This is a genomic window from Ruegeria sp. BE10, assembly GCF_056538905.1.
On sequence record NZ_JBQFTX010000008.1, the window covers coordinates 51,612 to 64,710 of the forward strand.

13 protein-coding genes are annotated in these 13,099 nt (G+C 58.4%); 8 read left to right on the top strand and 5 right to left on the bottom strand.

Annotated features, from left to right (window positions below; genetic code table 11):
• Nucleotides 1-45 precede the first annotated feature (45 nt).
• From ACR0M2_RS16565 to ACR0M2_RS16600, 8 genes are read left to right on the top strand one after another with little or no spacing between them, the layout of a single operon-like run.
• Entirely contained in the window at nucleotides 46-1,125 is a 1,080-nt protein-coding gene (locus ACR0M2_RS16565; protein ID WP_170351872.1) for a coiled-coil domain-containing protein, read from the top strand.
• Nucleotides 1,126-1,134: 9 nt separating this feature from the next.
• The gene (locus ACR0M2_RS16570; RefSeq protein ID WP_170379317.1) at nucleotides 1,135-1,410 is read left to right on the top strand and encodes a hypothetical protein; all 276 of its coding nucleotides are present in this window, start codon (nucleotides 1,135-1,137) and stop codon (nucleotides 1,408-1,410) included.
• Complete coding sequence (locus ACR0M2_RS16575; RefSeq protein ID WP_170379315.1) at nucleotides 1,403-2,521, top strand: hypothetical protein; 1,119 nt, start codon at nucleotides 1,403-1,405, stop codon at nucleotides 2,519-2,521. Before ACR0M2_RS16570 ends, ACR0M2_RS16575 begins: the two co-directional genes overlap by 8 nt.
• Before the next feature lie 56 nt (nucleotides 2,522-2,577).
• A complete protein-coding gene (locus tag ACR0M2_RS16580) occupies nucleotides 2,578-4,506 on the top strand; it encodes an AAA family ATPase (protein ID WP_480706099.1) in 1,929 nt (642 codons plus the stop codon).
• Nucleotide 4,507: 1 nt separating this feature from the next.
• On the top strand, nucleotides 4,508-4,963 hold the full coding sequence (locus tag ACR0M2_RS16585) for a hypothetical protein (RefSeq protein ID WP_480706101.1): 456 nt from the start codon (nucleotides 4,508-4,510) through the stop codon (nucleotides 4,961-4,963).
• Nucleotides 4,960-6,297, top strand: a complete 1,338-nt coding sequence (locus tag ACR0M2_RS16590) for a DUF6638 family protein (RefSeq protein ID WP_226689701.1) — start codon at nucleotides 4,960-4,962, stop codon at nucleotides 6,295-6,297. Before ACR0M2_RS16585 ends, ACR0M2_RS16590 begins: the two co-directional genes overlap by 4 nt.
• The gene (locus ACR0M2_RS16595) at nucleotides 6,298-6,564 is read left to right on the top strand and encodes a hypothetical protein (protein WP_170361871.1); all 267 of its coding nucleotides are present in this window, start codon (nucleotides 6,298-6,300) and stop codon (nucleotides 6,562-6,564) included.
• Nucleotides 6,565-6,575: 11 nt separating this feature from the next.
• On the top strand, nucleotides 6,576-7,223 hold the full coding sequence (locus ACR0M2_RS16600) for a DUF1523 family protein (protein ID WP_480706103.1): 648 nt from the start codon (nucleotides 6,576-6,578) through the stop codon (nucleotides 7,221-7,223).
• A 41-nt stretch (nucleotides 7,224-7,264) separates the two neighbouring features.
• Here ACR0M2_RS16600 and ACR0M2_RS16605 read toward each other — a convergent pair whose 3' ends face one another.
• The 5 genes from ACR0M2_RS16605 to ACR0M2_RS16625 form a co-directional block, all read right to left on the bottom strand.
• Nucleotides 7,265-8,359 carry a flagellar basal body P-ring protein FlgI gene (locus tag ACR0M2_RS16605; RefSeq protein ID WP_170413060.1) on the bottom strand — a complete coding sequence of 365 codons (1,095 nt, stop codon included), beginning with the start codon at nucleotides 8,357-8,359 and terminating at the stop codon, nucleotides 7,265-7,267.
• A complete protein-coding gene (locus ACR0M2_RS16610) occupies nucleotides 8,356-9,366 on the bottom strand; it encodes a flagellin (protein ID WP_480706105.1) in 1,011 nt (336 codons plus the stop codon). Before ACR0M2_RS16610 ends, ACR0M2_RS16605 begins: the two co-directional genes overlap by 4 nt.
• Nucleotides 9,366-10,817: a flagellar hook-associated protein FlgK gene (flgK, locus tag ACR0M2_RS16615; RefSeq protein WP_480706107.1), complete on the bottom strand. Its 1,452-nt coding sequence runs from the start codon at nucleotides 10,815-10,817 to the stop codon at nucleotides 9,366-9,368. The genes ACR0M2_RS16610 and flgK overlap by 1 nt, the downstream gene beginning before the upstream one ends.
• 33 nt (nucleotides 10,818-10,850) lie before the next feature.
• The gene (locus ACR0M2_RS16620) at nucleotides 10,851-12,146 is read right to left on the bottom strand and encodes a flagellar hook protein FlgE (protein ID WP_480706109.1); all 1,296 of its coding nucleotides are present in this window, start codon (nucleotides 12,144-12,146) and stop codon (nucleotides 10,851-10,853) included.
• 97 nt (nucleotides 12,147-12,243) lie between these two features.
• A complete protein-coding gene (locus ACR0M2_RS16625; protein WP_480689796.1) occupies nucleotides 12,244-13,080 on the bottom strand; it encodes a flagellar motor protein MotB in 837 nt (278 codons plus the stop codon).
• Nucleotides 13,081-13,099 lie beyond the last annotated feature (19 nt).

The following is a 13,099-nucleotide window of genomic DNA, read 5'->3' on the forward strand; positions in this document are numbered from 1 at the left end:
ATTTCCTATCTTATTGGGTAAATAAAGAAAAAAGGGATAGCAGAGATGTCGAACCATCAATTTGATGCCTTGATCGAAGAGACTCAGGCGAAAGTCCGTGAAAGCCAATCACAGATCGAAGGGCTGACATCGCGGATTGAGGCCGCCCGCGCCAAGATCGGCACCACCGAGGCGGATATCGACATCGAAAATGCCACGCTTGAAGACGTGCATGCCCATACCGAGGTGATGAACGCCAATATCGCCGAGCTGATCATGGGTCTGGACGATGTGACCAACGCGTTTTCCAAGGATTTCGACGAGATGCGATCGAAAACCGGGTGGGAATCGTTTGTCGGCATCTTCGCAAAGGCCAAATCCGAGTCGATGCGGCAGGAACGGATGCGCACCGCTAATATCGACGACAAGCTGCAGGACCTGATCGCCAAATCCGACGTGATCGTCAAGCTGCTGGAAGGGCAGTTGTCGGTGTTGGAGGAGCAGCGGGTAAAGGTTGAGGACAACCTGACCGGCACGCTGGACGACCGTGAGGCGACCGTGGCCGAACTGGAAGCCTTGCGCGCCGAGATTCAGGGCATGGACCCGACGATCATTACGCTGGAGAACAAGATCAGCGTCGAACAGGACGCCGCCGCGCGCACCCAGCTGGAAACCGAACTGGCCGAGCTGAACAAGCAGTACAACGCCAAGGTTCAGGAAGAACAGGTCAAGCTGGCCAAGTCTCAGACGCTGGAGCGTTATATCGAAAAGGGCAAGACCTGGGTCGATTCATTGCAGAACCAGGCGGCGACGCAGATGGTGCTGATCAACAAGCTGCAAACAGACACCCAACAGCGTGTGGTTCTGTATGACGCCCTGACCAAATCGCTGAAAACGGCACAACAGCAGGACGTCGCCCACCGTATTAACGAGATCGGCGTGCAGACGGACCAAGAGGCGCAAACTGCCATGGCTGCCATCGGCACCGCGACCAATCAGAAAATGGCTGACATGCTTGAGGCGCATGAGGACCACATGGTTTTTGCCCGCGACGTGCTGGAGAAAAAGGCCAAGGCGGATGAACGCTTTGCCCGCCGGTTTGCCTCGATTGTCGAGAAGCATGATAAGAATTTGTATGGCGGGTGAGGCGCTTCAGTGACGTTCCGTTCCAAAGGCAAGCCAAAAGGAATACGCGACAGGTTCAGGATAGGGATTCTCTTTGTTGTCTTTGGCGGGTTCCTAACTTTGCTTCTTCTGACAGCTAATTGGATGCCAGACCATTTGGTGATTAAACCTGTGCTGATAGCGGGTGTTCTTTTGGTGACATTCTGCCTCTGCGTTCTGTTCGCCAACGGTCTCATCAAGCTTGAACAGCTTGATGAGAAGTTGTTCGGTCGCCGACAAAGAAAAGAGCGCGTGGATAATGACTAACCCCACCCAAGACCATGTCGGCCTGACCGACACCTTCGCCTCGCGCCGGTATTTCCGCAAATTTGAGGTGATCACCGTCCACCTCCTGCGCGTAGCCGCGACGATGGAGGCCGAGGGCGCGATCAGCAAGCAAGAGGTGCGGATCGTGTCGCGCTACCTTTCGGGGCTGCTCTACACCTTCCGCGCGCTCAGCATGAAGTACCTGCTGGTCGGGCGCGATACGGGGCGGTTCTTTGGCAGCCTTGCCATGGACAAGCGAGACAGCGGCTTTCCGGTGGCGGCCGAGTTGTTGACTATGGCCAATGACGCGCAGCAGGCGCAGGTGCATCTGGAGAATATGCCCTCGGAAGATGATCTGAAAACCGACATGGTGCGGGCAATTATTGGCGACCGTGAAATCCCCACCAAGCTGCAATTCGCGCTGTCCCAAAGGCTCTATTACGAGGAATTGCTGAAAGGTCAGCTGTTCTGGGCCCGCAACGATCCCGAATGTCACTGGATCGGGAATGAGGGCGAGCGGCGTAAGTTCATGATCCACTGGGCGGTCTATGACAGCCAGATCAACCTGCCGGTCATCTATCTAATGCAGTTGGAGGACAGTGGCAAAACCGCCCTGCCCAAGGATCAGCGCCGCTGGCCCGAAGTGCAGGCGCATCTGATGGCGCAGTCCTTGGGTGGATTGAAACTGGTGACCATCGCCAAAGGTTTCGATCAGGACTTCGACGACCTGCACCCCAAACACCTGCGCCGCATCCACGTGGGCCCGATGTATTCCTCGGCCTATACGGAGCAATCCGGGCCACTTCGGCAGGTGCTGGAAGACGCGCAAGCGCCCGAAGGTCAGGACTGGGCGCTGGCCTGGACCACTGAAGAATTGGAGAGCGAAGACGTGATCGAAGAACGCGCCGGGTGGTTTTCCACCGTCGAACGCGAGGTGTTCGCTTTGGACCCGTTCGGCGGGCAGGGGGCCGAGACCGGTGCCACAAGCACGCAGCGATCCATCATCCTGCCCCAGCGCCCGTTCCAGGTGCTGGCCGAGCGCAACCCGCCGGGATTTGCCGACGTGCGCAAGTTCGTCGTTAGCAAGACCGGGCAGGTGTTGAGATATTGAGGATTTCGCCTTCGGCGAGAGTATTTTTGAAAAGATGAAGCAAGGGCGGTTTTGAGATGAGTTTGACGTCTGATCAGATGGAATTGCGCGAGGCGGATATACGCAAACATTATCCGGCGGCGACCGCCTTGCTGAATGGGTTTGAACACGCGCCGCGGATTGCGAAGGCGGTTGATGCGACGGTCGAGCGTTCACCGGGTGTGTCCACGGGGCGGCGGTTTCGGTCCACGACCCCTGGTCTAGTGACAAGGCGTACTGTGCGGGCCGACGGGGTGCATCTGGTTGAACGGATCGAAGCTTCGGATGATGGCGATGCGCTGGTCTCGCCACCGCAGGCCACTACGCAGCAGGCAATCCGCCGTGCGGTTGCCATTGCTCTGGCGGTGGCTGAAGCCTATGCCGAACAGACACCGCTGGCAGACCTGAAGCGCGCGAACCTTGCGGGCGATCTGCCCGTCGCGCGCAAGACCGAGTTTTCGGAATTGCTGACAGCTGAGGCGCTGATCACCTCGCATACTTTCGGCAATGCCTTAGCCTATCTGATGTCCTCGCATCTTGACGAAACCACTGCTGATATTGGTGAGATCGAAGAGGTCTTGACCGACAACGGTCAACTCGCCCTGCATGGCGCATTGTGGGAACTGGACCAGATGCTGGCCAAACATGCCCCTGACGATGCCTATCTGATCGCGGCCACCAGCGCCTATGCTGAACAGCTAATGGAAAAAGCCGCCCTGCGCGCGCAATCTGCTGGTCATCTGGCCCCGTTCCACAACGCCGCCTGGCATATCGAGGCCGATGATCTGACGATCCGAGGGTTTGAACCCGCCTCGAAGGCCAAATCCACCACCCTGACCATGACGTTCAAGAAACCGAACGAGGTGGTTGGCAACCACATCGCCAAGTATCAGGCGATGAAGCTGGCCAAGATGGTGATGGCCTATGACTTCGACCGCCGCCTGAACCCGTTTGCGGAGCTTGGCGGGTTCATCTTTACCTTTATGGGGGATGGCAAACCGGGCACCGGAAAAACCACCCTGATCCAGATGATGGCCGGGCTAATCAATGACTACTGCCAGAACGCAGGCTATCCGTTCCGCTATCAGAACCTGAGCACCGACAATATCGACAGCTATCAGGGCAAATCCGGCCAGAACGCCAAGGCCTTCATCAACACGATCATCGACCCCTCGGTTATCGGGTTTGGCACCATCGACGATATCGACCAGCTGGCGGGCAAGCGCGGCGACCGGCAGTCGTCAGCTGGGCAACTGGAAATTACCGCCGTATTGATGGAGAGCTTTGCCGGCGCCAACACCGTCGTGCGTGGTAACTGCACCTTTGGCATGTTCTCGAACTACCCCGAGAATGTGGACGACGCCCTGCGCCAGCGGGCAGGCGCGCGGTTCCTGGTGGACGGGCCGCAAACGCGCGAGGATTACATCGACATCCTGCACCTGCTGATGGGCCGCAACCATGACATCCCGCTGGGCGCGCACGAAGCCTATGCCGCGCAGGAAATCAAAAAGGCCGTCGCCGCCAGTTTCGAAAGCCATTCCCGCCCGCATGAGGACGCCTTGCTGCAGGTCTATGACCGGGTGTCCGGCGATATCGGCCAGATGGACACGATCGCCAAGCTGGGCACCTACCTCAAGGCGATCCAGCAGGCGGATGAGCGTTTCACCGGTCGCGCGATCAAGAACATCACCGATGCGGTCAAGGTCCGCGCGATGGATTTCGAACTGCCCGACGAATGGATGGAAAACCCCGACCTGTTCCTGTTCCGCGACTACGACACCAAGAAGGCGATGATTGAGGACCTACGCCAGCCGATCACGGTCGAGATGGTGATGCAAGAGATCAACCGCTACGCCGACAGCGAGTTCCGATATGCCGACAAGAGCGACGAGGTCGCCATCGAAAACGCCGTCCGCGAGATGGGACGGATGGAAGAGGCCAAACGACGGTACTTGGAGGGGAACTGAAATGGATGATCTTCTGCCGCTTGTTGCGTATTATTTTTTAACCGTCGCGATTTCAGCGGTTGTGGGTTGGCACGCCGGAAAACTTCGTTTGAAGAGAGACGAACACACCGGAATTGGAGCGGTGCTCGTAAGTTTGGTACTTGTATTCGTTGTGGTACCCATTGGGCCGGTCATTCTTTCATCGATACTTTCGGAAGGGTTCGGTAGCGTTCCGACCGTTCTGAGTTTGTGGGGCTGGCTCCTTCTTCTTTCTACCGGCTCTGAAGGAGGAGCTGAGTTCCTACTGCTGATCGTAGTTTCGAGCGTTGCGGTCTGCCTATTGAACCACGCTTTAGGGCGTCGCGCGGCCGTTGAAGACGTTGTTTCGCGGCGAGAACTGCAAAGTCGAATAAGTGCTCAGAATAGCCGCATTAAAGAAACGCGCATGCGCCATATTTCGAAGGAGAGGCTGAAATGATCCGCCTCATCGAAAAAGGCCTGATGTTCGGCAACCTCGTCCACATCTCCAGCCCGGCTCTGGTCGAGCGGTATAACCGCGCGCTGCAGCATCTGGCGGGCAGGACCACGGCGCTGACGGATTTCCATGTCGATATCTCGGGCTATTCGCCGGAGGTGGGGATCGAGCTGGAGGATGAGCTCTACCTCAACCCCAACGGCGTCAACCGGCAGTTCATCCTGCTGACGACCGAGCAGAAACGCAGCCCCCTGCTGAACGTCAAATTCTCGACCTCGCGCGATATTCTGCGCGAATTCATCGAGATGAACGAGGCGCAGCTGTTTGCCCTGACCGCCACAGATGCGGTGGCCGGAGAGCTGGTGAACTCGGTCATCAAACTCAGCACGCCGCGTGACCTACTGAACATCAAAAAGATCGAGATCGAGGCCGACACTGCAGGCGGCACCCTGCGCAAAGCACAGCAACTGGCGGGCATGGTCGAGCGCTTCAAAACCGAAGAAGACGCCTGGTTCGACGATGTGCTGATCGCGAAGATGATCGAGACGGCCAAGGAAACCGGTGACGTCACCCGCAACCCCGTTCGCCTGCGCCACACCGCGTTTGAGCAACGCAACTTCTGGACGGCGCATTTCGGCGGGCTCTATCTGTTTCCTGATCTGGACCACCCGGCGGCGATCTGTATGGGCAAAAAGCCCGAGGATCTGAAGATCAAATACACGTTCGAGCCGTCGCAGCGAAATCAGATCGCCAAGTTTCTTGACTTTAACGACTTGGTCGAACCAATCGTCAAAGCGCGGGGCGTGGATGCCACCGCGATCCTGCAGCAAAAGATGGATTTCCTGACCGTCGACGCGGCGGCGGATGCGGGCGTTGACCTGACGGGGCTGGATCGTGGCGACATGCGGCGGCTGGCCCGTAATCACGCAGACCGCCTGCCCGAGGCTTATCACGGTTTGGGCCAATTACTGCGCTGGGCGAAGGATGGTGGTCCGTGGCCGCGCATCACCTCGGACCATCCGGCCTATTTCTACACGTTGCGGGCCACCGATACGCCGAACCGTGATCTGGTGAACATGCTGCTGGCTGAGCTGGCCCCGCTGGACCCGCGCCAAATGTTCATCTGCCACAAGGAACTGTTTTACAACACCTATGCCGGTTGGCCCGAGACCAAGAAAGCCTATGTTGCCGACTTTCTTGCGCGCGAGTATCAGGTGGACAAGGCGGGCGCCCGCGCTGCGCTGTTCGGGCATGAACCGGACATGAGCGGCAGTGACCGGATTAGCGATGACATCATCGCACGCGTTGGTCCCTGGGGCGCAGTTGGGAGGAATTGAATGCTTGTCGCAATCCGTTTTCTAATTCCACTGCTGATCGTTCTGACCGTGATCTATGTCGGGCTGTCGATCTACTCCCGCCTCGTCCGTCGGCGTAAGTTGATCGCGCATTGGGAAAAAAAAGGGCTGCACGGTGATCGAGAGGCTTTTCTCGAGCGGGGAATGCGGCAATATGACAAATCGTTCCGCAAGAAACTGCTGCTGGGTGTCTATGTCATCCCGCTTGGGGCCATTGCCCTGCTAATCTATATTACTAATTTCAAATGAGGGCCGGATAGATGGTCTATGTCAAATGGGTATTCATCATCGTGTTTTGGGGGCTTGTTGCCTCGGTGCTGGAATACACCTTGCCACAGCAAGATGTGGTGCGGATCGTAAAAACCGAGGTGCGGCGCGTCGATTTTGGTGAGAACTCGATCTTCTGGGCACAGCAGGATACCGGTCAGGAAGGGGCGCAAACCACCAACCGCGATGTGCGCTTTGTCGAAACTTTCCGCCCGAACGGGAAACCGCGCGTTTATCGCAATGAGGATACCGGCTGGGGCTGGCCGCCCTATTTCAAACTCGACAGTTCGAACCTACAGGCGGAACTGACCAATCTCGTGTCGACTGCGGATAACCCGCAATGGGTGGTTTTGCGCCATTATGGTTGGCGCAATCAGCTTATGTCGATCTTTCCCAATGTGGTCTCGGTGCGCCCGGTGGACAGCCCTGATGTGCGGCTGATCCCATGGTTCAACATCATCTTTCTGACGGTTTTCTTTGCCATCGTCTGGGCTATTTGGGTGCGCTGGCGTCGGTTCCGGCAACGCCGTATCGACCCGATGCTTGAGAATATGGAAGATGGGATTTATGCCGCCGGTGATGCGATCGAAGAAAAGCGCAACGGGTTCCGCCGCTGGCTTGATAGCTGGAAATCCAAGTGATGGCGGGCATCTGATCCCGCCATCTGCTCGGTTCTGTTTGCTTATCGAACTACGAATTCAGCGTGCAATGCCCCGGCGGCCTTGATCGTTTTCAGTATGTCGATCATGTCGCGGGGCGACACGCCCAGCGCATTCAGCCCGGCCACAACCTCGGACAGGGTAGTTGCCTCGGGGATTTCGGCCAACCCGGTGCCCTCTTCTTCTTCGATACCGGCGAAAGTGCGGGGGACCACAACCGTTTCGCCGCGGGCAAAAGGGTTGGGCTGAACTGCGATGGGGGATTCCTCGACTGTCAGGGTTAGATTGCCTTGTGATACCGCGACCCGTGAAATCCGAACCTCTTGCCCCATGACGATGGTCCCTGAGCGCTGATCAACCACGACGCGCGCCTTGGTTTCCGGTTCGACCAGAATGTTCTCGATCCGACCCAGCGCATGCGCGGTTGAAACCGACTGGGTTGCCGCAATGTTGAGTTCCACCGTGCCGGAATCCCGCATAATCGCCACTGCGCGGTTGAATTCTGTGTTGATCGCAATCTCAATCCGGCTGGCGGTGGTGAAGTCCGGCTCGCGTAGGGCAAGGCGCATTTGCGTCAAGGTTGACAGGTCAAAATCGATCTCACGCTCAACCCGTGCGCCCGAGGGGATCACGCCGGAGGTCGGCACTCCCTGAACAACCGAAGCAGCCTCACCCTCAGCCACGGCGCCACCGGCCAGAACCGTGCCTTGCGCCACAGCATAGATTTGCCCATCGGCCGCATTGAGCGGTGTCATGATCAGGGTGCCACCCAACAGGCTTTTGGAATCACCAATGGCCGACACCGTCACGTCGATCTGCCCGCCGACCCGCGCGAAAGGCGGCAGGCTGGCGGTCACCAACACAGCCGCTACGTTTTTAGGGCGAAAATCTTCGCCATTCACGTTGACGCCCAGCCGTTCCAGGATGTTCGACATAATCTCTTCGGTGAAGGGTGAATTGCGCAGCCCGTCGCCAGTTCCGTTCAGCCCGACAACCAGGCCATAGCCGACCAGATCATTACCCCGTACCCCGTCAAAATCCACAAGATCCTTCAGGCGTATCGTGCCAGCGAACGCGATCCCGGGCAGCAACATCAGTAGGAAAACAAAAAGCTTCATCTTAGGAAATTCACCAGCGACAGGTTCGCATTGCGAACGGTGACGGAATACAGGCTCTCCAACTGGAACTGGACGGTCTGCAACTGTGCAGCGGTTTCATAGGGGTCCGCAGCGATCAACTTGTTCCTGCTGAATTCAAGGCTGGTCTGCGCGGCGCTGTTGCGCGTGGCCGCCTGTTCGATCCGAGCCTCTGCTGAACCGACCTGAGCGCGCAAGTTCACCACATCGTTCTGGGTGTTGGCCAGATCGACGCCCAACTGTGTAAACAGGGCAGTGCGCTGGTCACGTGGCAAGTTCAGAGCATTGTCAGAGACCAACACCGCAACGGCAATATCCCGTATCGCATCCTTGATCGCGGGGTCGGTGGCTGTGATCGGGATCGTGATGCTTTCATTCTCGGATATCTGCATCGGTGCCAACGCATTGCCCGAGCCCTGGTAGATCACCGCGTCAAAACCGGCGGGGTCGTTGAACCAGTCTTCTGCCGCCTGTCTGATATCCGCCGTTGTGACGTATCCGCTCAGCTCCGTTTCAAGTGCGCTCAACAACGTGTCGGTTGACGGCAGGGGGGAGACATCAGTGGCCGCGCCGGAATACAGGCTGCGTCCACCAGCGCGGGTGTTCAGCGCTGATATAATCGTATCCAACTCGTTCCGGGCCTGAACCGATGCATTTTCATGGCTGACCGCCTGGTTTGACGTGCCGAAGGACAAAAGGGAGGAGGTCAACTTGGTCACGGACTCGTTAATCGTGGTCAAGCTCAGCTGCATGGCATCCGTGAACAGCCCAGCCTCAGCCGTCGATATCTGATAGGCGTCTAGACGCGATAGGCTGCGGTCCAGATCCAGCAGATGGGAATAGTCTCCATCCAGACGTCCCGACACATCCTGAACCTTGCCGGTCGACATCTCATAAGACAGGGTTTCGATTTCGTTTCTGAGTTCGGTCGAGCGGGTCCGCAAAGTCATGCCCCGCTCCAGATCGCCAATAGACGTCAAATTCATCATCAGAGCCTCAACAAGGTTTGCATCAATTCATCCACTACCGAGATGACCCGCGCGTTCGCGGCATAGGCCTGCTCGATCTCCATCAGGTTCTGCAATTCCTGGTCGGTATCCACGCCCTGTTCCGCCTCGATTCTGGCCATTTCCAGCTGCGCGCTGTTGGCAAAGGACAGTCGCTGGCTGGCGGAATGAGCGTCCGACCCGGTTCTGGACATCAGCGCCTCGGTCAGGTCCGAGGCGCGCATGTCACCGGTGCCAAAGGGCGACCCCGCGACGGGCCGGGCATCGCTGAGAATGGCGCCAAAGGCTTGCAATTGCGTGGCATCGCCCGGATCGCCGGGGGCCACCGCACCAAGCCCGTCGCGCAAGCGCCAGCTGTCACCCCCAGTGTCGGGATCAACAATCGTGTTCAGGCTGATGCGCGAGGCCAGCCCCTCAGGCGCAGTGGCATCGAAGCGGTTGCCGGCATCCGTGAACAGACCGGGATCGGTAGGCAATGCGGTGGGGTCCAGACCGGGTGTTTCGAACCGTTCGATCATATCCCGCGCGACCGAGTCGAGATGAGCCTGTGCCTCAACCGCCAGCTCATCGCGGATTTCAAACTGCGCCATCAGCGCGCCGCCGCGTATCTGGGCGTTGTCTCCGCCGGTGCGCACCGGGTTTCCGTTCATCTCCAACCCCGACAGCAGCCCATTGCCCACCGTCATGTGGGGTTTGGTGTCGCCCGTGGTGGTAAAGGAAAATTCGGCAGCCGTGCCTTCCAGCAGGATCAGGCCACCGTCTGAGTACAGCGACACCTGATCGTTCGCACGCGGAACCGCGTTCACCGGAACCAGCTCATTCACCTGATCTATCAACACCTGCCGCTGGTCTAGCAGGGCACCAATATCGCCACCCGCATGTTTGACCGACGGAATTTTGGCGTTCAGCTTCTCGATATCCTTGAGGGTCTGGTTCAGGCTCTCTACCTGCTTTCCAATGGAGCGATCTGCGTCCGAGCGCAGCTGCCGAACGCCTTCGGACGCCGAATTGAGCGCGTTGGCCAGATCACGGCCCGCGCGGGCCACCTGATCCAGTCGCTCAGAAGAATCTGGCAGGCTGGCAGCGGTAATCAGGCTGCTGTCGAACTCGGCCAACCGATTGGCAAGCGATGTGGGATCGTCAACCGTGCCAACGGCGCCCTCAACACTTGTGTGAAAGCTGGAAACTGCAAATTGGTAGGCCAGTTCCGCATCGGTGGTGCGACGGTTGGCGGTTATAACCGGGTCCTGATTGCGAATAACGCCTACGGTGCGCACCCCGGTGCCCGAAATCACGTTTGTCGTCAGTTCCAGCGACCTGCGGGCATAGCCGGGCGTCCGCGCGTTGGCGATATTGTCCGACACGACCGAGGTGCCGCGGCTCGAGGCCGTCAGGCCGCTGACGGCGTTGTTGAATGCTGTCGACAAATTCATCAGACAGGCCCCCTTTCCGGGTCAAAACCCAAATCAGCGTTTGATGTTGGTGGTTTCTTGCAGCATCTCATCAACGGTCTGAATCACCGTAGCAGCCGAGGAATAGGCGCGTTGGGTCTGGATCAGCGAAGTCAGCTCGGTCGCGATATCTGTGGTCGATTCCTCGCGCGCGAAAGACACAAGTTCACCTGTTGGACCTTCCCCTGCGTTCCAGAGAAAATATGTGCCGCTTTCCCGTGATGGCGCATAAGTCTGGCTGTCCAGCGCGGTCAGGCCATTGGGGTTGGGCACATCCGCTAGCGGGATCTGGAACATGCGGCGGCTGACACCAGTGTCATAGAACGCATAGACATAGCCATTTTCGTCAACTTGAACGCTGGTCATCGTGCCCACGGCCGACCCGTCGCGTGTGATCGAAACGGGCGCAAAGGTATCGGACAGTTGCGTAATGCCGTCCGCATCGCCGATCTGGCCGATATTGATCTCCATCGGGCCACCCGCGACGTTGACCACAAGGCTGCCGGTTGCCGGGTCATAGGCCCCGCCCGACACGGTGGCGACGCTGGCCAGTGTACCGCCAGCGGTGCGGCTGTCGGTGAACGTCAGCGTGTATTCCCCGATCACCGCCCCGCCTGAGGCTGAGTCGCGCAGCACCATGGTCCATTCATTGCTGCTGCCGGCCCCGGGGACGGTTGGCACAAGTTCGATATCCACGCTTTCGGATTTGCCCAGGTTGTCGAAATATTCAACCGACAGGGGTTGTGTGTCGCCCGGCGACCCGGCTTCGGTGGCCGTTGCGGGCAAGTTCATACGCAGATTCATCTGTGTGGTCGGCGCGCCGGACAGTTGATTGACGCTGAGCTGCACGAGCTCGAGCGCCGCCGGGGTGTCCCGCGGCACCGCAGGAATTGAACCGTCCGGGTTGGCACGCCAGCCCAGCAGGACCAAGCCGGATTCGGTGACCAGATACCCTTCCTCATTGGTGCGGAAAGAACCGGTCGTGGTCAGTTGCATCTCATTCGAGCCACCCGCGATTTGCGAGCTTGGGCGAACCGGCAGCATGCCTCGGCCGCGTACTGCCAGATCGGTTGAATTGTTGGTCGTCACCAGTGACCCGCGCTGATCGATCAGACGCTGGCTGGTGGTTCTGACCCCACCCGCCGAGTAGCTGCCGCCCTGACCCGAGGTGACCATCGAATGAAAATCCGTCTCAACCCGCTTGTAGCCGAAGGTCGACGAGTTGGCGATGTTGTCTGAAATAGTAGCCAGCCGGTTGGCGTTGGCCTTCAAAGATGCCACACCGGCATTCAGCGAGGAGGAAATCGTCATTGGCACGCCCTTCTGTTGCGTCAATCGTTGAGGCAACAGCTAACGCACTGCCCCTTAACAGCGCGCTAACAGTTAAAATGCGGCCTATCCTGTGCGTTCAGGTGTCGCGCAGAAAGATGATTTCGATCCGGTTATTGCGCACGGCCATCGGGTTTTCATCGCTCAATTCCCGGTCGGCATGACCGGTCACGCGATCCAGCCGAGAACCCGCAAAACCCTTATCCTCAAGCAGTTGGCGTACCACCTGCGCGCGCGAGGTCGATACATCCCAGGACGGGTCCTGCGCCAGAACCACGGGCGAGGCGCTGACGTGACCCTCGACTGAGACAGCATTTGTCACCAGATCCGAAGATCGCGTCACCAGCAGGGCCAGCGCCCGCATCATCGGGGTCGGTTCATCCGTTCCCGATTCGAACAGCGGCTGATCTTCGGTATCAAACAGCTCGACCACCAGACCTTCGTCAGTGACGCGCGTAACGATGTGCTTCAGCACATTGTCCGACACCATGCTTTCCCCGGTATGCCCCAGAAGTTGCGCTTCGAGCGTCGAGAAGTCCTCGGACATTTCCTTGCCGCCATCGGGATTCACGCCGATCGACCCCCGCGCTTGCCGCGCAATCGTCGGGTGCCGCTTGGTCGCGCCCGAGCCATCCATTACCATGGTCACTTCGGAAAACATGTTGTTCCCGCCAAAAGCCCCATCGCCCCCGCCCGAAACCGGGTTTACCGGAATTGTTGGCGAGAAATAATCCGCCAGCCCTTTGCGTTGTTTCTCAGTCGTTGCATTCAGCAGCCACATCAACATGAAGAACGCCATCATGGCCGTGACAAAGTCGGCATATGCGACTTTCCACGCGCCGCCGTGGTGACCATCGCCACCTGACACACGTTTCTTCTTGATGATGATTGGCGCCGCATTGGATTGCGCACCCATCTCCACCACCTTTTTTATC

What these genes read in the sequence shown, in the direction of transcription:
- ACR0M2_RS16610 (WP_480706105.1), bottom strand. Translation starts at nt 9,366, where the DNA reads ATGATGAATTTGACGTCTATTGGCGATCTGGAGCGGGGCATGACTTTG.
- ACR0M2_RS16620 (WP_480706109.1), bottom strand. Translation starts at nt 12,146, where the DNA reads ATGACGATTTCCTCCTCGCTGAATGCCGGTGTGGCATCTTTGAAGGCC.
- ACR0M2_RS16575 (WP_170379315.1), top strand. Translation starts at nt 1,403, where the DNA reads ATGACTAACCCCACCCAAGACCATGTCGGCCTGACCGACACCTTCGCC.
- flgK (WP_480706107.1), bottom strand. Translation starts at nt 10,817, where the DNA reads ATGAATTTGTCGACAGCATTCAACAACGCCGTCAGCGGCCTGACGGCC.
- ACR0M2_RS16595 (WP_170361871.1), top strand. Translation starts at nt 6,298, where the DNA reads ATGCTTGTCGCAATCCGTTTTCTAATTCCACTGCTGATCGTTCTGACC.
- ACR0M2_RS16565 (WP_170351872.1), top strand. Translation starts at nt 46, where the DNA reads ATGTCGAACCATCAATTTGATGCCTTGATCGAAGAGACTCAGGCGAAA.
- ACR0M2_RS16600 (WP_480706103.1), top strand. Translation starts at nt 6,576, where the DNA reads ATGGTCTATGTCAAATGGGTATTCATCATCGTGTTTTGGGGGCTTGTT.
- ACR0M2_RS16625 (WP_480689796.1), bottom strand. Translation starts at nt 13,080, where the DNA reads ATGGGTGCGCAATCCAATGCGGCGCCAATCATCATCAAGAAGAAACGT.
- ACR0M2_RS16580 (WP_480706099.1), top strand. Translation starts at nt 2,578, where the DNA reads ATGAGTTTGACGTCTGATCAGATGGAATTGCGCGAGGCGGATATACGC.
- ACR0M2_RS16585 (WP_480706101.1), top strand. Translation starts at nt 4,508, where the DNA reads ATGGATGATCTTCTGCCGCTTGTTGCGTATTATTTTTTAACCGTCGCG.
- ACR0M2_RS16590 (WP_226689701.1), top strand. Translation starts at nt 4,960, where the DNA reads ATGATCCGCCTCATCGAAAAAGGCCTGATGTTCGGCAACCTCGTCCAC.
- ACR0M2_RS16605 (WP_170413060.1), bottom strand. Translation starts at nt 8,359, where the DNA reads ATGAAGCTTTTTGTTTTCCTACTGATGTTGCTGCCCGGGATCGCGTTC.